Source organism: Streptosporangium jomthongense (assembly GCF_042650425.1).
Lineage (GTDB): Bacteria > Actinomycetota > Actinomycetes > Streptosporangiales > Streptosporangiaceae > Streptosporangium.
In genome coordinates this window covers 522,880-541,368 of the sequence record NZ_JBHSBC010000012.1, presented here as the reverse complement: position 1 = coordinate 541,368, position 18,489 = coordinate 522,880, and the positions used below count along the sequence as shown (strand labels likewise).

Sequence of the window (18,489 nt, the reverse complement as noted above, 5' to 3'; positions counted from 1 at the left end):
GCAGGGCGGACATGGCCGCGATGGCCCGCCGCCCGGGCAGGGACCTGCTGGCCGGGCTGACGGTGGCGATCGTGGCGCTGCCGCTGGCCCTCGGGTTCGGCATCTCCTCGGGACTCGGCGCGGCGGCCGGGCTGGCCACCGCGGTGATCGCGGGCACGGTCGCCGCGTTCTTCGGTGGATCCGGCCTGCAGGTGTCCGGCCCGACCGGGGCGATGACGGTGGTGCTGGTGCCGATCGTGCACGAGCACGGCGCCTCGGGAGTGCTGACCGTCGGCGTGATGGCCGGGCTGCTGCTGATCGCGCTGGCGCTGGCCCGTGCCGGACGGTACATGGCGCTGGTGCCCGCCCCGGTGGTCGAGGGCTTCACCCTCGGCATCGCCTGCGTGATCGGGCTCCAGCAGATCCCGGCGGCGCTCGGCGTCCCGACGCCCGAGGGGGAGAAGGTCACGGTCGTGGCCTGGCGGGCCGTGCTCGACTTCGCCGCCGACCCCGGGGGATGGGCCCCGGCGATCGCGGCCGGGGTGGTCGCGACGATGCTCGTGGGCGCCAGATGGCGGCCGACCGTCCCCTTCTCCCTGCTGGCCGTGGCGGGCGCGACCGTCGTGGTCGAGCTGACCGGGATCGAGGCGAGCCGGATCGGCGAACTGCCCGCCGGGCTTCCCGCCCCCTCACTGTCCTTCCTCGACCCCGCGGCCCTGGGGTCGCTCCTGGCCCCGGCCGTCGCGGTGGCCGCGCTGGCCGGGCTTGAGTCGCTGCTGTCGGCCGCGGTCGCCGACGGAATGAGCGTCAACCACCGGCACGACCCCGACCGGGAGCTGTTCGGGCAGGGACTGGCCAACGTGTTCGCGCCGATGTTCGGCGGCGTCCCGGCGACCGGCGCGATCGCCCGTACCGCCGTCAACGTCCGCTCGGGCGCCCGTTCGCGGCTGGCCGCGCTGGCGCACGCCGTGATCCTGGGCCTGATCGTGTTCACCGCCGCCGGGCTGGTCGCCAGGATCCCGCTGGCCGCGCTGGCCGGGGTGCTGCTGGCCACCGCGATCCGGATGGTCGAGGTCGGCTCGGTCGTCGCCATGCTGCGCTCGACCCGCGGCGACGCCGTGGTGCTGGCGCTGACCGCCGTCGCCACCCTGGCGCTCGACCTGGTCCAGGCGGTCATCCTCGGCCTGATCGTGGCCGGGGCACTGGCGCTGCGGGCCGTCGCCCGTGACGTCCGCCTTGAGGCCATGCCGCTGCGGCCCGACCTGCCCGGTGACCACACCGACGAGGAACACGCCCTGCTGGCCGAGCACATCGTCGCCTACCGCCTGGACGGGCCGCTGTTCTTCGCCGCGGCCCACCGTTTCCTGCTGCAGCTGTCGGAGGTCGCCGACGTCTCGGTGGTCATCCTGCGCATGTCCAGGGTCACCACCGTGGACGCCAGCGGCGCCCTGGTCCTGGCCGACGCCATCGGGCGGCTGCGACGGCGCGGCATCACCGTCTACGTCTCGGGCATCCGCGACGGCCACCACCAGCCGCTGAACGCCCTGGGTGTCATCGCGGACCTCGACGAGGCCGGACACGTCTTCGCCACCACCCCGCAGGCCATCGCCGCGGCCCGTGACCACCTCCATCGCACCGGGGTGCTGGCCGCAGGACCGGCCTGACCGGCCGGGGGAGGCGTCCCAAGGAGGGGCTACCGCTCGTCGTCCGGGCGCTGCCGCTCGTCGCCTCGGAACGCTCCGTACATCGACGACTACGCACCGTTAATCGCGCTGGTCAAAAAATGGTGAGTCGTCCTCGGAGCACCCCCTCTAGTGTTCCGTACGTCGGAGAGCCAAACCCGCGGCACCGGAGAGGGGGAGAGAGCCGAAAGGCTCGAGAACACCTGGTGCGCGGAAACCCGAGGTGACCTCCAAGCGCGGTCACCCATTGCCGGGCCCCCAACCGGGGGGAAGGGGGCCCGGCGGCCTCCGGTGTGACGGGACGCCCGCGCCGACCCGCGGGGGCGGGTCCGAGCGATCCGGTCACGCGCGGGGGCGGCCGGATTGCGGGCGGCGGCGTCCCGTCACACCCGGGGACCCGAGGGCACCGGTGCCCGGCGGAGACCCTTGAGCGTCTCGATGTCCTGGCGGGCGGCGGAACCGGGGGTCTCGACGCAGACCGGCACCCCCGCCACCACCGGATGACACAGCAGGTGACCGAAGGGCCGCACGCCGATGTGGCCCGTGCCGATGTTCGCGTGCCGGTCCTTCTTGGAACCGCACACGTCCATGGAGTCGTTGGCGTGGACCAGCCCCAGCCGTCCGGGGGCGAACCCGTGCAGGGCGTCGAGGGTCTCGGCGACCCCGGCGGCGGTGGACAGGTCGTGCCCGGCCGCGAAGGCATGACAGGTGTCCAGGCAGACACGGGCCCTCGGATGCCAGTCGAGGGCCGCGAGGTAGGGCTCCAGGTCCTGGACGGTCGCGCAGAGCATCGCGCCCTGTCCCGCCATCGGCTCGAGCAACAGGTCCGGGCCGTCGTCCGGGATCTCGTCGAGCAGCGGGAGCAGACGCTCACGCAGCCTGCGCAGGGCCTTCTCACGGGGGTCGGTCACCGCGGACCCGGTGTGGACGACCACCCCCCGGGCGCCGATCGCGCGGGCCCGCCGGAGGCAGTGCCGTACGGTGTCCGCCGACCGGTCCAGAGTCTGCTGGTTGGGGGAACCCATGTTGACGAGGTAGGGCGCGTGCACGAAACACGGCATGCCGGACTCACGCAACAGGGCGTCCTCGGCGGGGTCGCCCTCGGCGAGCGCCCAGCCGCGCGGATTGGTGACGAACACCTGGATCACCTCGGCGCCGATCTCCGAGGCCGCCCGCAGGCCGCCCGTGGCCAGGCCACCGGCGACGGAGACGTGTCCGCCGATGAGGGACACGGAACTCATGGTGGAGCCAGTCTAGGGGCGTCCCGTCCGGGGACTCGCACCCGTCACCCATGTCCCGGCGGCGTGGTGTGATGATGGGCGTCCAGCACGCGGAACGCGGCGCACGCCGTCGTCCGCCCGTTTTTCGCCGCAGGGAGCAGGGTTGTCTCAGTCGCCGGGCCACGTCGTCGTCGCCCCGGACAAGTTCAAGGGGTCGCTGAGCGCGGCCGAGGTCGCCGCGCACGTGGCGAGGGGGCTCGGCCCCGGCGTCACCGTGGTCACGCTGCCGGTCGCGGACGGCGGCGACGGCACCGTCGAGGCCGTCGTCGCGGCCGGGTTCACCCGGGTGGAGATCCAGGTCGCGGGCCCCACGGGAGAGCCGGTGCGCGCCGCCTACGCCTGGCGGGAGGCCGCCCAGGGCGAGCCAGGGCCGACCGCGGTCGTCGAGCTGGCCGAGGCGTCCGGACTGCGCGTACTGCCCCAGCGGGGAGACGGCCCCGGCTTCGCCCCCCTCACCGCGACCACCCGAGGCACCGGCGAACTGGTCGCCGACGCCCTGCGGCGCGGAGCCCGCCGGATCGTGCTCGGCCTCGGCGGCAGCGCCTCGACCGACGGCGGGACGGGCATGATGCGGGCCCTCGGCGTCCGCTTCCTGGACGCGGAGGGAGCGGAACTGCCCGAAGGCGGCGCGGCCCTGCGCGAACTGGACAGGATCGACACCTCGGGGACCGTTCCCCTGGAGGGCGTCGAGTTCGTCGTCGCCTGTGACGTGGACAACCCCCTGCTCGGCCCGTACGGCGCCGCCGCCGTCTACGGCCCGCAGAAGGGCGCCGGTCCCGAGGAGGTGGAGCTGCTGGAACGGGCCCTGGCCAGGCTCGCCGCCGTCGCCACGCACACCCACGGCCTGGCCGGTGCCGTCGAGCACGACGGCGTCGTCCGCTCCATGGGCGTGGCGGGCATGCCGGGCGCGGGCGCGGCGGGTGGAACGGGCTTCGCGGCCCTGGCCTTCCTGCGTGCCGCCTTCAGGCCCGGCATCGAGTATCTGCTCGACCTGCTCGGCTTCGACCGGCGGCTCGACGGCGCCCGCCTCGTCATCACCGGCGAGGGCGCGCTGGACGAGCAGACCCTGCACGGCAAGGCGCCCGCCGGGGTCGCCTCCGCGGCGGCGAAGGCGGGGGTGCCGGTCGTCGCGGTGTGCGGCCGGTGCGACCTCGGCGAGGAGGAGCTGAACGCCGCGGGCATCACGGCGGCCTATCCGCTCACCGCCGTCGAACCCGACCCGGCCGTGTGCCTGGCCGAGGCGGGTCCCCTGCTCGAACGGCTCGCGGAGACCGTCGCGCGCGAACGGCTCTGACCCCGCCCGCCCGGAGGCCTCTCAGCGCCCCCTCAGTGCCCCCTCAGCACCTCTTTCAGTGCCTCTTTCAGTGCCAGATGGTGACCTGGGTCCCGGACGGCACCTGCTGGCCGCCCGGCGGGCGCTGGGCCAGGACCCTGCCCCTGCCCAGCCCCTTGCGCACGGTCACCTTCATCCCCGCGGCGCGAAGCTCCTCGCGCGCCGCCTTGACGTCCTTGAACATCACGTTGGGGACGACGGCCAGGGGCTGGGCCACGTCTCCGCCGTCGTCTCCCGGCACGGAGTTGTTGATCTCCCAGGGCCAGTGCCACTGGGGGTTGTTGCACAGCGACACGGTGAGCCTGATGGTCGCGCCCGCGTCGATCTCCGCGTTCGGCTGCGGGTCCTGGGCGATGACCGTGCAGGGCTGGGCGGCGTCGGTCTGCTCGACGAACTCGGGCACGAAACCCGCGCCGCGCAGCAGGGCGTCGGCCTGGTCGCGGGGCATGCCCTTGAGATCGGGCGCGACCAGGCCCGCGCTCACCAGCAGGTCGATCTTGGTGCCCTCCTTGACCCGGTTGCCCACGGCGGGGACGGTCCGCATGACCTGCCCGCGGGGCACGGTGTTGCTGGGCTGCTTCTTGACGTCGTCGACGGTCAGCGTCACCCTCGCCAGGTCCGACCTCGCCTGGGCCTCGGTCATGCCGATCACGTTGGGCACCACGACCCGCTTGGGGCCGTCCGAGGGGAACAGGACGATCTTGGACTGCTTGTCCACCGTGGTGCCCGCGATCGGATCGGTCCTGATCACGTTGCCCTTCTGCACCTTCTCGTCGTTCTCCGGCTTGCCGATCTCGACGAGGAAGCCGAGAGCCCTGGCCTCGCTCTGGGCGACGTTGACGTTCTTGCCGGTGAGCACCGGGACGACGATCGTGGTGTTCTGGGAGAACAGCCAGCCGGTCACCCCGACCGCGATCACCATCACCACGGCCAGCGCGACGAGGTACCAGTTCGGCCGGAACCCCCTGCGGGCGGGCGCGGGCGGGCGCGGGTGCGGGTCGGCCGCGGGGCCGGTGAGCAGGTCACCCCGTGGCTGGATCAGCGTGTGGTTGACGCCTCCCGCCGCGGGGGCGGCGGGGGGCTGACGGAACCCGGCGGCGGCCGTGTGCCCTCCGGTGGGCCCGGTCGGCTGCCCTCCCGCCTGCCCGGCCACGGGAGCGCTGTCCCTGGGCAGCGTCCGGTGCGCCTCGACCGCGGCGACCAGCAGCGCGGTCGCGTCCACGGGGCGCAGCGCGGGGTCGCGCGCCGTCGCCTGGGCCACCAGCGTGTCCAGCAGCGGCGGAATGTCCGGCAGCAGCGAGGAGGGCGCGGGCACGGTGTCGTGGACGTGCCGGTAGGCCACCGACATCGGAGTCTCACCCTCGTACGGCTGATGCCCCGTGACCAGCTCGAACAGCATGATCCCGGCGGAGTAGACGTCGCTGCGGGCGTCGGCGGAGCCGGAGGTCACCTGCTCGGGCGACATGTAGCCGATGGTGCCGATCATGACACCGGTGCGCGTCTGGTTCGTCGCCTCGATCGCGCGGGCCAGGCCGAAGTCCACGACCTTGACCCGCCCGTCGTCGGCGAGCAGCACGTTCTCCGGCTTGACGTCCCGGTGGATCATCCCGGCCTGGTGGGCGGCGCCCAGCGCGGCGAGGACCGGGATCATGACCTCCAGGGCCTCGCGGGCCGGCAGCCTGCCCCGCTCGCGGAGCACGTCGCGCAGGGTGCGCCCGGGGACGTACTCCATCGACAGGTAGACGTTGCCCCCGTCCGTGCCCTGGTCGAACACGTGCACCACGTTGGGGTGCGACAAACTCGCCACCGACTTGGCCTCGCCGATGAACCTGCGCACGAACGCGGGGTCCTCGGCGAGAGTGCGGTGCATCACCTTCACGGCGACCGTGCGGTCGAGCCGGACGTCCAGAGCCAGGTATACGGTCGCCATCCCGCCCCGGGCGATCCGGGACTCGACGCGGTAACGCCCGTCGAGGAGTTTCCCGACCAGGGGGTCCGTAAGCGTCGTGTCCACCCGGCAGAGTTTACGGGCGATTTGGCGCCCACAGGGTCGGCGTGTTCGAAACCGATGCGGAGAAGTTGACCGATCCCTAAGGAGTCATGGGGGATGAGGCCTCGGCGTACCTGCGGCGCGGGATACGGCCCGCGACCCTGGCCGTACGGCCCGCGACGACCGCGGAGCGCATGGCGCGGGCCATCAGGTCGGGACGCCTCGCCCTGGTCACGGCGGTCGCGAGCAGGACGGCGTCACAGCCGAGCTCCATCGCCAGCGCCGCGTCGCTCGCGGTGCCGATCCCGGCGTCGAGGATCACCGGAACGCCCGCCGCCTCCACGATGAGTTCGATGTTGTGCGGGTTCCTGACGCCCAGACCGGAACCGATCGGCGCGCCGAGCGGCATCACCGCCGCGCACCCGGCCTGTTCGAGCCTGCGGGCCAGGGCGGGGTCGTCACCGATGTAGGGCAGCACGACGAAGCCCTCGGCGACCAGCCGTTCGGCGGCGTCGAAGGTCTCGATGGGGTCGGGCAGCAGGGTGCGCTCGTCGGAGATGACCTCCAGCTTCACCCAGTTCGTCTCCAGGGCCTCCCTGGCCAGCCGCGCGGTCAGCACCGCCTCCCCCGCGGTGAAGCAGCCCGCGGTGTTCGGCAGGACCTTGATGCCGCGCCTGCGCAGCACGTCGAGCACCGAGCCCCGCGCGGACGGGTCCAGGCGCCGCATCGCGACCGTGGTCAGCTCGGTGCCCGAGGCGGCCAGCGCCTGTTCGAGGACGTCGAGCGAGGGGGCGCCCCCGGTGCCCATGATGAGCCGCGAGGAGAACTTCTCCCCGCCGATGACCAGGTCGTCGTCCGGGTTCGTCAGTGTGTCCCCAAGCATGTCCCTCAGCCTCCCTGCACCGCGGTGAGCACCTCGACCCGGTCGGCCTCGGCGAGCGTCGTGGAGTCCCACGCGCCGCGTGAGACCACCTCGTCGTTCACCGCGACGGCCACGCCGCTCCTGGCCTCGGTCAGCCGCTGTACGGCCAGCGCCACGGTCGCCCCCCTGGGCAGCTCGTGGGCGGTTCCGTTGATCGTCACGTTCATCGGTGCTCCTGGAAACGCAGTGGAGAGCAGATCGCCCGCAGTTCGTCCTCCTCGCCGGGTGGTGCGCCGGGGGAGTGCGCCTCGGACGAGGACGGTGGGAAGAGAAGGTCGGCGGTGAGTGGGGCGAGCAGGACGCCGCCTCTGTGGTGGCCGGTGGCCAGCGACAGACCGGCGGCGGCCGACGGCCCGACCAGCGGCAGGTTGTCCGGGGTGCCCGGACGCAGGCCCGCGACCACGTCGTGGACCTGGAGCTCGGTGACGCCGGGAACGAGCTCCCGCGCGTCGCGCAGCAGCTCCCACAGGCCTCCCGCGGTCACCCGGGTGTCGAAGCCCATCTCCTCCTGGGTCGCCCCGACGACCACCTCCCCGTCGCCGCGTGGCACCAGGTAGACGGGGGAGCCGTGCACCACGCCGCGCACGCACCGTCCCAGGATCGGGGTGGCCGAACGCAGCCGCATGATCTGTCCCTTGACCGGCCGCACCGGCGGCACCGCGTCGGGCGGCAGCCCCTCAAGGCCGCCCGACCAGGCGCCGGCGGCCAGGACCACCAGGTCCGCGCCGATGGTCTCGCCGGAGGCGAGCCGTACGCCGGTGACCCGCTCCGCGGCGTCGGTCGTGAGCCCGGCGACGCGGGAGCGGACCAGCGCGCCGCCGCGCCGCTGCAGCGCCGTCAGCAGCGCCTTGACGACCCTTCGCGGGTCGACCCAGGAGTCGCCGCCGGCCAGCAGGCCACCGCGCACCGACGGGGCGAGCATCGGCTCCAGGCGGCGGCACTCGCGGCCCGTGAGCCGTTCCGCGGGCAGGCCGAGCTTGTCGACGAAGGCGGCCAGCTCGTCGAGCGCGGCCAGATCGTCGGAACCGAAGGCGACGTCGAGCGTCCCCAGGGCCCGGTAGTCCAGGTCGAGGCCGCCGTCCTCGGTCAGGTCGGCGGCGAAGGCGGGCCATCTGGCCAGGGAGGCCAGCCCGAGGCGCAGCAGGGGCTCCTCGGTGTAGGTCACCTCGCTGACCGGCGCCAGCATGCCCGCCGCCGCGTGCGAGGCCCCCGAGCCGGGGTCGGGGTCGGCCACGGCCACCCGTGACCCCCTCCTGGCCGCACGCCAGGCCACGGAGAGCCCGGCGACGCCTCCGCCGATGACGAGCACGTCGAAGTGGTGTGACATTCGTACCCTCCGCTCCCTTCGCCGGCATGACCCGGATCAGGTTCCTGGCGGTCGAGGGCCGCTGACGGTCACGCCGGGATCATCGCCGCCGGACGCGCGCCCCGTGCGCCGGCACGGTGTATCAGCACGTCAAATGGCCTTCGATGGTCCGCGTCGCCCCGTAGCCCTCCTCTCAGCCCGGTGCGCTCCGGGCTCCCGCGCGTCTGCTCGCTTCCACCTTAAGGGCTGTGGTGACGCCCTCACTGCGTTGGATGCGAGCTAAATACCGTTTTCGTTATCAAACAGCTAATGGCAGAGGATCGGGCAGGGCGCTTAGGCTCGTGAGTTGTGAATCATGTCGTGGTGGTTGGCGCCGGCCTGGCCGGCGTGCGCAGTGTCGAGGCGTTACGAGCCCGAGGGTTCGCCGGCACGATCACATTGATGGGCGAGGAGGCACACCGCCCCTACGACCGTCCCCCGCTGTCGAAGTCCGTCCTGCTGGGGGAGACGGACTCCACGGTCGTCGACTCCGATCTCGACGCGCTTGAGGTCGACTTCCGCCCGGGGGTGGCCGCGAAGGGACTGCGGCCGGGCGTGGTCGAGACCACCGAGGGCGAGGTGGCCTACGACGGGCTGGTCATCGCCACCGGCGCCCGTCCCGTCCGGTTGCGCGGCGACGGCGAGCAGCACGTGCTTCGCACCATCGACGACGCGCTCGCCCTGCGCGAGCGGCTCGTCGCGGGCGTGCGCGTCGCCGTCATCGGGGCGGGCTGGATCGGCGCCGAGGTCGCCACCGCCGCCCACAGGGCGGGCTGTGAGGTGACCGTCGTCGAGGCGGCCGACCTGCCGCTCTCCCAGGCCCTGGGGGCCGTCGGCGGGCACACCGCCCGCTGGTACGAACAGGCGGGCGTCGAGCTGCGCCTGGGCGTCCAGGTCGCCTCCGTCGACCACGACGGGCTCACCCTGGCCGACGGCTCACGGGTCAGGGCGGACGTGGTCGTCACCGGCGTCGGCGTACGGCCCGCCGTCGAGTGGCTGGCGGGCTCCGGTGTCGAGCTGGACAACGGCGTCGTCACCGACGAGCACCTGCGCACCTCGCTGCCCGGGGTGGTCGCCGTCGGCGACTGCGCCGCCTGGTGGTCGCGCCGCTACGACCGCCGCCTGCGGGTGGAGCACTGGGACACCGCGCTGGGCGCCCCGGAGGTCGCGGTGGCCGCGCTCATGGGCGGAGACGCGGTCTACGACCCGGTGCCCTACTTCTGGTCGGAGCAGTTCGGCCACATGGTGCAGTACGCCGGGCACCACGACGACGGCAACGACGGCGAGCGCCTCGTCCTGCGCGGCGACCCGGAGGGCGGCTCCAGGTGGGGGGCCTGCTGGGTCCGCGGCGACGGCAGGCTGGCCGCGGTCCTGGCGGTGAACCGCCCCCGCGACCTCCTGCAGGGGCGCCGTCTCATCGAGGGCGGCCAGCGGCTCGACGCCGTTCGCCTGGCCGATCCGGCGGTGGCGCTGCGCGACTGCACGGTCGCTTAACCTGCCCACCGGGTGTTTGGCGGAAGGCACGATGTGGTAGTGGTGGATTCGTGACGCTTTCTGTTGCGCAGATCGACCGGGAAACAGACCAACTGGTGGGCGAGTGGCTCACCTTGACCGAGGTCGCCAGGAGACTCAACCTCAGCGCCGGTCGCGCGAAGCAACTTCTCAAGGACCGCAAGCTCATCGGAGTGCGAAGGGGCGGGGGCGAGCCACAGGTTCCCGCCGCCTTCCTCGGCAAGGACGACGTGGTGAAGGGGCTGCCAGGCACGCTCACCGTGCTGCTCGACGCCGGATACGACGACGTCGAGTCGCTCCGGTGGCTCTTCACCCCAGACGAGACCCTCCCGGGGTCCCCGGTGGACGCGATAGTCGCGGGCCGCCACACCGAGGTCAAGAGACGTGCCCAGGCGCTCGCTTTCTGACGCCCGCCTCTACCTCTGCACCGACGGGCGCCGTGAGCGCGGAGACCTGGCCGACTTCCTCGACGCCGCCCTCGCGGGCGGGGTCGACATCGTCCAGCTACGTGAGAAGGGCCTTGAGGCCAGGGAGGAACTCGCCCTCCTTGAGGTCTTCCGCGAGGCCTGTGACCGCCACGGCAAGCTGCTCGCGGTCAACGACAGGGCCGACATCGCTCACGCCGCCCGTCCCGACGTGCTCCACCTCGGACAGGACGACCTGCCGGTGCGGGCCGCCCGCGACATCCTCGGCGACGACATCCTCATCGGGCGTTCCACTCACGCCCCGCAGGAGGCCTCAGCCGCGGCCGTCGAAGCGGGAGTCGACTACTTCTGCTGTGGTCCCGTCTGGCCGACGCCGACCAAACCGGGAAGGCACGCCCCCGGCCCCGCGCTGCTCAGGCACGCCGCGGCGCTGGAGACGGAACGCCCCTGGTTCGGCATCGGCGGTGTCGACCTGTCCAACCTCGACGAGGTCATGTCGTACGGCGTGCGCCGGGTCGTGGTCGTGCGGGCCATCACCGAGGCGGACGACCCGAAGGCCGCCGCCGGGGAGTTCAGGCGGCGCCTGACCGCCGGGCTCACCTGATCCGCATCCGACCGGTCCGGGCCCGGTGGACGCCGGGCCCGGCCTCAGGTGCGACGTGACGTCGCGGCCACGGCCAGATCGGCCAGGGCCGTACGGGACCGCGGGGTGATCGGGGCGCCGTCGAGCGAGATGAGGGCGTGGTCGAGATATTCCTTGATCATGCTCTCGCACGCCGCCAGGGCCCCGGTCTCCTCGATGATCTGACGCAGCCTGGCGACCCCGGCGGCGTCCAGGTCGGGGTCGCCGAGCGTCTCCTCGACCGTCCTGGCCTGGAGCGGGGTGGCCACGGCCAGGGCACGGGCGACGAGCATCGTCCGCTTGCCCTCCCGCAGGTCGTCCCCGGCGGGCTTGCCCGTCTCCGCGGGGTCGCCGAACACGCCGAGGACGTCGTCGCGGAGCTGGAAGGCGATGCCGACGCTGCGGCCGTACTCCTCGCAGAGCCGGTCGATCCACGGCTCGACGCCCCGCGCGGCCAGCACCAGGCCGAGCCTGAGCGGCTGCTCGACGGAGTACTTGCCGCTCTTGAAGAGGGCGACCCGCAGCGCGCTGTCGAAGGTGTTCTCCTCGTGCGCCTGCTCCAGCAGGTCGAGGTACTGCCCGCACATCAGCTCGGTGCGCATGTGGTCGTGGATCCGCTGGGCAGCGGCCAGCGACTCCACGGGCAGCCCGCTGTTGCGCCACATCTCCCCGGACCAGATGAGCAGCAGGTTGCCGAGCAGGATGGCGGCGCCCTCGCCGAACTGCCCGGCGGAACCGCGCCAGCCCGCCTTCTCGTGCATCGCCTGGAACCTGCGGTGCGCCGACGGCATGCCCCTGCGCAGATCGCTGGCGTCCATGACGTCGTCGTGCACGAGGGCGCTGGCCTGGAGCAGCTCAAGGGAGGCCGCGGCGGTGAACAGCGCCGGGTCGTCCTCCCCGCCCGCGCCGTGCCAGCCCCAGTAGCAGAAGGCGGGCCGCAGCCGCTTGCCGCCCGCGAGGAACTCCTCGGCCGCGGTGAGCAGCGGGACCAGTTCGGGCGCGCCGACCAGGGGGCGCTGCCGGTCGACGAACTCCCTGAGGGATCGATCCACTTCGGAACGGATGGTGTCGAGAGCAGCCGCGGAAGGGGTCATACCCCGAGATTATCGGCCCGGAGGTGCGAGGTTATGCCCGCGGTGTCCCCGCCGGGGCCCGGCAGGAGGAAGGGTGTTGAACCGATCACGGTTGTGGCGCTCCGTCGGGCGGCCAGTACCCTAGGGGCATGGCTCTGGGTCGCTCGTCAGTCTTCCCCGAACGTGTGCCCACCGTCCGCGAGCTCCTCGCCGCCGGTGGCCGTTCGTTCTCGTTCGAGTTCTTCCCACCGAAGACGGACGAGGGGGAGCGTCAGCTCTGGCGGGCCATCCGGGAGCTTGAGGCCCTGCGGCCGACGTTCGTCTCGGTCACCTACGGCGCGGGCGGCGGCACCCGCGACCGGACGGTGGAGATCGTCGAGCGGCTCGCCCACGAGACGACGCTGACCCCGGTCGCCCACTTCACCGCCGTCAACCACTCCCTGCGTGAGCTGCGCCACCTGATCGGCAGGTTCGCCGGGGCGGGCGTGCGCAACATCCTCGCCGTGCGGGGCGACCCGCCCGGCGACGTGACGGGAGAGTGGATCCGTCACCCCGAGGGCGTGCAGTACGCCGAGGAACTGGTCAGGCTCATCCGCCAGTCCGGCGACTTCTGCGTCGGCGTGGCCGCCTTCCCCTACAAGCACCCCAGGTCCACCTCCGTCGAGGCCGACACCGAGCACTTCGTGCGCAAGTGCCGGGCGGGCGCCGACTACGCGATCACGCAGATGTTCTTCCGCGCGGAGGACTATCTCAGGCTGCGTGACCGGGTGACCGCCCGTGGATGCGAGACCCCGATCATCCCCGGCATCATGCCCGTCACCCAGATGAGCACGATCGCCCGTTCCGAGCAGCTCTCCGGCGCGCCGTTCCCGCCCGAGGTCGCCGCCAGGTTCGAGGCCGTCGCCCACGACCCGGCCGCGGTGCGCGACCTGGGCATCGAGCACGCCGCCGAGCTGTGCCAGACCCTGCTCGACGAGGGCGCGCCCGGCATCCACTTCATCACCTTCAACCGGTCGAGCGCGACCCGCGAGGTCTTCCAGGCCCTCGACGTCACGACCGGGGCGGACGACCGGCTGGCGGTCTAGACGTACTGGGCCAGCGGGAGCGGGGTGCCCAGGATCGCGTAGCGCTCCTGGCCCCCGGGGAAGACGAACCCGGTCAGCAGGTCGCCGAAGCCCAGGCTCCGGTAGAGATGACGTGCCGCCGTCTCCTGGTCACGGGTCGACAGTACGGCGGTGCGCTCCAGGCGCCCCGCGCACAGGCCGGTGACCATCGCCCGGCCCACGCCCTTGCCCTGGTAGTCGGGGTGGACGTGGACCTCGGCGAGTTCGAAGGCGTCGTCGAGCCACTCGCGGGTCCTGGCCTGGCCGTCGTGCTCGGTGATCGCCTGACGGACGACGCCGTGCCACCACTGGCCGGGTTCGCCGTGGAAGCCGTAGGCGAAGCCGACCGTCCTGCCGTCGGCGCGTTCGGCGAACAGGCAGGTGAACCGGGAGTAGGAGGCGTGGCCTCTCATGATCGCCCTTCGCCCGGTGAGCTGGTCGGCGGGCGGGAGCATCGCCGCGGTGTAGACGTCGAGGACCGCGTCGAGGCTCACGGCGAACTCCTCGGGGCCGACCCGTCGCAGTTCGATCACGCAACGCACCCTAGCAGGACGACCACCATGAGGATCTGAGAGGTTCGTCAGGGTTTGGCGGGTGTCCGCCTGGCGTTCAGCGCTCGACCTCGACCGGGGTCCCGCCGGTGACGCGGAGGAGTTCGGCGAAGGAGGTCGGGAAGACCGTGTGCGGGTGGCCGGCCGCGGCCCAGACCACCTCGTGCCTGTCGAGCCAGACGTCGACCAGGGTCCTGATCGGGGCGGGATGTCCCAGCGGGGCGACGCCGCCGATGACCTGGCCGGTCGCCGCGCGGACGAAGTCGGGGGTCGCCCGCCGTACCCGCGCCGCGCCGACCTTCTCGGCGACCAGACCGGTGTCCACCCGGTGGGCACCGCTGGTCAGCACCAGGAGCGGCCGGTCGTCGGCGTCGAAGATCAGGCTGTTGGCGATGGCGCCGACCTCGCAGCCGAGCTGCGCCGCGGCGGTCGCCGCCGTCGGCGTCGCCTCGTCGAAGACGACGATCTCTCCGGTGACGCCGTGCTCTCTCAGAGCCGCGGCGACCTTCTCGATGTTGGGATGCAACTTTTCCGGCACCCGGTCACTCTAAACGGGTTGACCATCGATTACCTCTTCATAACCGTTGCCGGAGAGTGGATGGTTGGTGCGCTATGGTCCGTTGTTCGGGCTTGACTGACAGGAGGGGATGATGGTGATGGGGGTTGGAGGACGGCTCGGAGTGGCCGCCCTGGTGACGGCGGGGGCGATGCTGCTGGCCTCTCCCGGTGTCGCGAACGCTCAGGTCGTCACCTCCGCGGCGACCGCGGTCACGGCCCAGGCGGCGCCGGGGTTCGTCGCCCCCGGCCAGACGCTGAGGCTCGGGGCGAAGGGGACCGCGGTCAAGGCGCTGCAGACCAGGCTGCGGGAGCTGGGCTATCTGCCGGGCACGGCCGACGGGCGTTACGGCGGCACGACGCTGACCGCGCTGTGGGCCTTCCAGAAGATCAACGGCATCGCGCCGACCAGCACCGTGACCAGGAAGACCTGGAACGCTCTACAGAACCCCAGGTCGCCGAAGGTGCTGGTGCCCAACGGCAGGCCGACCAGGGTCGAGGTCAACCTCACCCAGCAGGTGATGACCCTGTACGTGGACGGCAGGGTGAAGCTGATCAGCCACATCTCCTCGGGCAGCGGGATTCCGTACTGCGAGACGGCCACCTGGGAGGGCAAGACCCAGAAGTTCTGCGGCAGCGCCCGCACGCCGACGGGCGACTACAAGACGACCTGGCGCAGGAACGGCTGGCACAGGTCATACCTTGGTCAGCTCTACAACCCGATCTTCTTCAACGGCGGTATCGCCCTGCACGGCGCACTCTCGGTGCCGTTGGCCCCGGCCTCCCACGGCTGTGTGCGGCTGCCGATGAACGTCGCCGCGGTCCTGCCCGGCATGCTCGGCACGGGAGTCCCGGTGCACGTCCGGGGCAGATTCGTTCGCTGACGGAGTGAACGCGGTTCTTCGTGCCCCCGGTCCTTCAAGGGCCGGGGGCACGGTCGTTCCCGGGGCCGCCGCGGGGGCGCGGGAAAGGGCGCCGTGGCGGGCCCGTCTTGACGGCTGTTTCCCCGCCCTGTGAACACCGGGCCGTGTTCTCGTCATGGGGAACTCGTGGGCAACGCGGAACGCGCGGCGCCCACGACTCCCGGCCACCGAGATGCCGCAGAAAACCGCACAACGCTCAAACTCCACCTTGAACATTTAAAGCAGGCACAGGCCTATAAATCAGCCAATGCGACAGGGAAAGGGGTATGGAGGCGGCCGTGCGTCCGCTGGGTGAGGGAGGGAAGCCGGGGATGTCCGAAACCCCTTGGCCGTGACCGCCCCGGCTTGTCCGCGCGCGACCGGCGACTCTCCGGCGGTTCTTCCGGGGTGGGTGATTCGTATGGTTCCAGGCTGCCCGGTGGTGTCGAACTTTTGTTCGTGCGTTTACTTGACACTACCAGTGATCGAATTTATGTTCGATGTGATGACGTGGGGCTCGCGGTCCACGTCCAGGGTGGTTGGCCTTTCCGGGACCGTCGGCCACGGCGGCCCGGCCGGGCCGGGGCGGGCGGGGAGAGGGGAAGCTCCTCGTCCGGCCGCCCGGAGGATTTGTCGGTGGGGTCTGCGAGTGTTGACCTGACCGGCGGATTCGCCGGGAGCCGCTTGCGACCAAGGAGGCTGAAGCACATGACCCCTCGGCTCAGCGATTCCGATGGGCCCCGGCTCTCGTCCACGGTGCGGGCGCACCTGGCCGACGCGCGCGACTGTCTTGAGGAGGCGGGCGCCGCCCGGACCCCCGCAACCCGATACGTCGCCGCCCACCTGGCGGCGCTCAGAGCCGCGGCCGCGATCCTGGCCGCGCGGCCACGGCCCATGGACGGCCGCAGGCGCCGTCTGCGCAGCGCCTGGGAGCTGCTGCCTGAGGCCGAGCCCAGGCTGGCCGAGTGGGCCCCCTACTTCGAGACCAGCGCGACCAAACGGGCCGCCGCCGAGGCGGGCATGACCCGCATGGTCTCGGCGAGGGACGCCGAGGAGCTGATCTCCGAGGCCGAGCGGTTCGTCGTCACGGTGGAGACCCTCCTGGGCCTGCCCGCCCAGACCACCCTCCCGGCCCGCGTCCCTCTGGCCGGCTAGCGGCTCTAGGCCGCCGATGAGGCCAGCGGGCGGGCGGCGCGGTGGCGCAGCAGGAGCATGGCGGCGTCGTCGTTCAGCGGCTTGCCCACGTGACGCAGCAGGTCGGCGCGTAGCGCGTCGAGGGCCAGCTGCGGGTCGGAGCCGTTCAGCAGGTGCGCCCTGTCGGCCAGCGGATAGAACCGGCCCGTCCCGTCGCGCGCCTCGATGACCCCGTCGGTGTAGAAGAGCACCTGGTCACCGGGTTCGAAGCCGATCTGGTACGGCACGGCCTCGGCCCCCTTCAACGACGCCATGCCCAGCGGAAGGGCCTCGTCGGGCGGGTCGGCGAAGGAACGGCTGCCGTCGGCCGCCAGCACCATGGGCGGCGGATGACCGCAGTTGATGACGGTGATGGAGGTGCCCTCCTGCGCCTCGCCGAGATCGGTCAGGTCGGTGATCTCGGCGAGTACGGCGGTGACGAACTGCTCGCCCGACAGCTCCCGCGACAGCGCGTTCTCCAGGCGGGCCACGACGCCCTGCAGCTTGGCCTCGTCGTGGGCGGCCTCCCTGAAGGCGCCGAGCACCACGGCGGCGGTCTCGACGGCCTCCAGGCCCTTTCCCTGGACGTCTCCCACGATGATGCGCACCCCGTGCGGGGTGGTCACCACCTCGTACAGGTCGCCGCCGATGCGGGCCTCGGCCGTGGCGGAGGTGTAGGAGACGGCCACGCCGATCCCCGGCCCGGCGCGGCGCGGGACCGGCCGCAGCAGCACCCGCTGGGCGGCCTCCGCGACGGAGCGGACGTCGGCGAGCTGACGCTCGTGCCGCAGGCGTCCCGCGCTGGCCAGCACGCTGGCCACCGTGACACCGAGGATGGCGGCCATGGTGATGTTGGTGCGGGGCGTCCACAGGATGTCGTTGTAGACGCCGAGCGCCACGCACAGGGCCAGTGCGATGAGGCCGGAGACCGTGGTCCTGGCCAGGCCGCAGGCCACGCTGGCGAAGGCGGGGCCGAGGGCGAGCAGCGGCAGCAGCCCGGAGGTCGGCCCGGAGCCGAAGTCGATCAGCGCGACCAGGGCCATGACGACGAACGGCAGCAGCCTGAGCGTCTCCTGGGTCCTGGTCGCCCCGACGGAGGTCAGCAGCCGCAGGAACGCCCGGGTCTTGGTCGAGCCCAGGGCCGCCTTGAGTGAGGCGAGACGGCCTTCAGGGCGCGGTCGAGAGTGATCGTGACGATCCTCTCCCCGGGCCATGTCCACCACATCTCGTTAAATGCCATGTTTGCCTTTTCCTACCACAGCGATGGTGATCCGTGGCGGCGTGCGGGCCATGTTCTAACGAGAGAGGAAGACCACGGCTCGCGGGCACGCCCAGCCGCGCGTGCCCGCGACCGGACGGGTCGTCAGAAGGACTCGACGGCCCTGCGGGCCTCGGGGTCGAGCACACCCCAGGTGATGAGTTCCTCGGTGAGCTCACTGGGGGACTTGTCGTAGATCACGGCCAGGGAGCGCAGGTCCTCCTGACGGATGGACAGCACCTTGCCGTTGTAGTCACCACGCTGGCTCTGGATGGTGGCGGCGTAACGAGCCAGCGCACCCGCCTTCTCCTTGGGCAGCTGGGCAAGACGCTCAAGGTCGATCACAAGCTTCGGCGTGGGGCCAAGAGGGCTCGGCGCGCTGCCCCCGGGCAGGAGCTCATTGACCGGAACCCCGTAGAAGTCGGCCAGCTCGGCCAGCTTCTGCACCGTGACCGCACGGTCCCCACGCTCGTAGGAGCCGACGACAACGGCCTTCCAACGACCGCGGGACTTCTCTTCGACTCCGTGCAGGGACAGGCCCTGCTGAGTGCGAATCGCGCGGAGTCTTGCACCCAGCGACTTGGCGTATTCAGACGGCATCGTGTGGCCCCCCGGCTCGGTTATGTACTGCTTTCAGTTGATTGTCCTCCCTCGCAACTTATGCCCCAACCACCGGGTTGGCCTGGGGTAGGCACCTTCGGTGACTGATGCGTCGGGGTTTACCCGATAACGCCGCGAGGTGTGGTTACGGACAGTGACGGTAAAGCTGTGGGCGCCTAAGGTC

At 72.0% G+C, this 18,489-nt stretch carries 18 protein-coding genes; 8 read left to right on the top strand and 10 right to left on the bottom strand.

The window, feature by feature from the left end; all coding sequences use genetic code 11:
- The first annotated feature begins 11 nt into the window (after nucleotides 1-11).
- On the top strand, nucleotides 12-1,643 hold the full coding sequence (locus ACFOYY_RS14140; RefSeq protein ID WP_362910988.1) for a SulP family inorganic anion transporter: 1,632 nt from the start codon (nucleotides 12-14) through the stop codon (nucleotides 1,641-1,643).
- A 401-nt stretch (nucleotides 1,644-2,044) separates the two neighbouring features.
- Here the strand turns inward: ACFOYY_RS14140 and ACFOYY_RS14135 are convergent, their stop codons facing one another.
- Nucleotides 2,045-2,902, bottom strand: coding sequence for a deoxyribonuclease IV (locus tag ACFOYY_RS14135; protein WP_352008922.1), 858 nt, complete (start codon nucleotides 2,900-2,902; stop codon nucleotides 2,045-2,047).
- Between the two features lie 142 nt (nucleotides 2,903-3,044).
- Between ACFOYY_RS14135 and ACFOYY_RS14130 the strand changes: the two genes are divergently transcribed.
- Entirely contained in the window at nucleotides 3,045-4,235 is a 1,191-nt protein-coding gene (locus ACFOYY_RS14130; RefSeq protein ID WP_386189995.1) for a glycerate kinase, read from the top strand.
- 67 nt (nucleotides 4,236-4,302) lie between these two features.
- On the opposite strand, the gene pknB is transcribed toward ACFOYY_RS14130, so the two are convergent.
- The 4 genes from pknB to thiO form a co-directional block, all read right to left on the bottom strand.
- On the bottom strand, nucleotides 4,303-6,288 hold the full coding sequence (gene pknB / locus ACFOYY_RS14125; RefSeq protein ID WP_386189994.1) for a Stk1 family PASTA domain-containing Ser/Thr kinase: 1,986 nt from the start codon (nucleotides 6,286-6,288) through the stop codon (nucleotides 4,303-4,305).
- Nucleotides 6,289-6,364: 76 nt separating this feature from the next.
- Entirely contained in the window at nucleotides 6,365-7,147 is a 783-nt protein-coding gene (locus ACFOYY_RS14120) for a thiazole synthase (RefSeq protein WP_386189993.1), read from the bottom strand.
- Between the two features lie 5 nt (nucleotides 7,148-7,152).
- A complete protein-coding gene (thiS, locus tag ACFOYY_RS14115; RefSeq protein ID WP_352008926.1) occupies nucleotides 7,153-7,353 on the bottom strand; it encodes a sulfur carrier protein ThiS in 201 nt (66 codons plus the stop codon).
- Nucleotides 7,350-8,513, bottom strand: coding sequence for a glycine oxidase ThiO (thiO, locus tag ACFOYY_RS14110; protein WP_352008927.1), 1,164 nt, complete (start codon nucleotides 8,511-8,513; stop codon nucleotides 7,350-7,352). The genes thiS and thiO overlap by 4 nt, the downstream gene beginning before the upstream one ends.
- A gap of 327 nt (nucleotides 8,514-8,840) precedes the next feature.
- Here thiO and ACFOYY_RS14105 point away from each other — a divergent pair, with 327 nt between their 5' ends.
- The 3 genes from ACFOYY_RS14105 to thiE are packed head-to-tail and all read left to right on the top strand — an operon-like array spanning nucleotide 8,841 to nucleotide 11,072.
- Nucleotides 8,841-10,025, top strand: a complete 1,185-nt coding sequence (locus tag ACFOYY_RS14105) for an NAD(P)/FAD-dependent oxidoreductase (protein WP_386189992.1) — start codon at nucleotides 8,841-8,843, stop codon at nucleotides 10,023-10,025.
- Between the two features lie 50 nt (nucleotides 10,026-10,075).
- Nucleotides 10,076-10,450: an Rv2175c family DNA-binding protein gene (locus ACFOYY_RS14100; protein ID WP_352008929.1), complete on the top strand. Its 375-nt coding sequence runs from the start codon at nucleotides 10,076-10,078 to the stop codon at nucleotides 10,448-10,450.
- Nucleotides 10,428-11,072, top strand: a complete 645-nt coding sequence (gene thiE / locus ACFOYY_RS14095) for a thiamine phosphate synthase (protein WP_352008930.1) — start codon at nucleotides 10,428-10,430, stop codon at nucleotides 11,070-11,072. Before ACFOYY_RS14100 ends, thiE begins: the two co-directional genes overlap by 23 nt.
- A gap of 44 nt (nucleotides 11,073-11,116) precedes the next feature.
- Here the strand turns inward: thiE and ACFOYY_RS14090 are convergent, their stop codons facing one another.
- On the bottom strand, nucleotides 11,117-12,184 hold the full coding sequence (locus ACFOYY_RS14090) for a polyprenyl synthetase family protein (protein ID WP_386189991.1): 1,068 nt from the start codon (nucleotides 12,182-12,184) through the stop codon (nucleotides 11,117-11,119).
- A 128-nt stretch (nucleotides 12,185-12,312) separates the two neighbouring features.
- On the opposite strand from ACFOYY_RS14090, the gene metF reads away from it, so the two are divergent.
- On the top strand, nucleotides 12,313-13,248 hold the full coding sequence (gene metF / locus ACFOYY_RS14085) for a methylenetetrahydrofolate reductase [NAD(P)H] (RefSeq protein WP_352008932.1): 936 nt from the start codon (nucleotides 12,313-12,315) through the stop codon (nucleotides 13,246-13,248).
- Here the strand turns inward: metF and ACFOYY_RS14080 are convergent.
- Complete coding sequence (locus ACFOYY_RS14080; RefSeq protein WP_362778639.1) at nucleotides 13,245-13,799, bottom strand: GNAT family N-acetyltransferase; 555 nt, start codon at nucleotides 13,797-13,799, stop codon at nucleotides 13,245-13,247. The genes metF and ACFOYY_RS14080 overlap by 4 nt on opposite strands.
- A 76-nt stretch (nucleotides 13,800-13,875) precedes the next feature.
- Entirely contained in the window at nucleotides 13,876-14,355 is a 480-nt protein-coding gene (locus ACFOYY_RS14075) for a YbaK/EbsC family protein (protein WP_352008934.1), read from the bottom strand.
- Between the two features lie 112 nt (nucleotides 14,356-14,467).
- Here ACFOYY_RS14075 and ACFOYY_RS14070 point away from each other — a divergent pair, with 112 nt between their 5' ends.
- The gene (locus ACFOYY_RS14070) at nucleotides 14,468-15,256 is read left to right on the top strand and encodes a L,D-transpeptidase family protein (RefSeq protein WP_386189990.1); all 789 of its coding nucleotides are present in this window, start codon (nucleotides 14,468-14,470) and stop codon (nucleotides 15,254-15,256) included.
- A gap of 726 nt (nucleotides 15,257-15,982) precedes the next feature.
- Entirely contained in the window at nucleotides 15,983-16,429 is a 447-nt protein-coding gene (locus ACFOYY_RS14065; RefSeq protein ID WP_352008936.1) for an SAV_6107 family HEPN domain-containing protein, read from the top strand.
- A gap of 5 nt (nucleotides 16,430-16,434) precedes the next feature.
- Here the strand turns inward: ACFOYY_RS14065 and ACFOYY_RS14060 are convergent, their stop codons facing one another.
- Complete coding sequence (locus ACFOYY_RS14060; protein WP_352008937.1) at nucleotides 16,435-17,661, bottom strand: PP2C family protein-serine/threonine phosphatase; 1,227 nt, start codon at nucleotides 17,659-17,661, stop codon at nucleotides 16,435-16,437.
- Nucleotides 17,662-17,810: 149 nt separating this feature from the next.
- Entirely contained in the window at nucleotides 17,811-18,305 is a 495-nt protein-coding gene (gene bldD / locus ACFOYY_RS14055; RefSeq protein WP_271219163.1) for a transcriptional regulator BldD, read from the bottom strand.
- Between the last annotated feature and the right edge of the window lie 184 nt (nucleotides 18,306-18,489).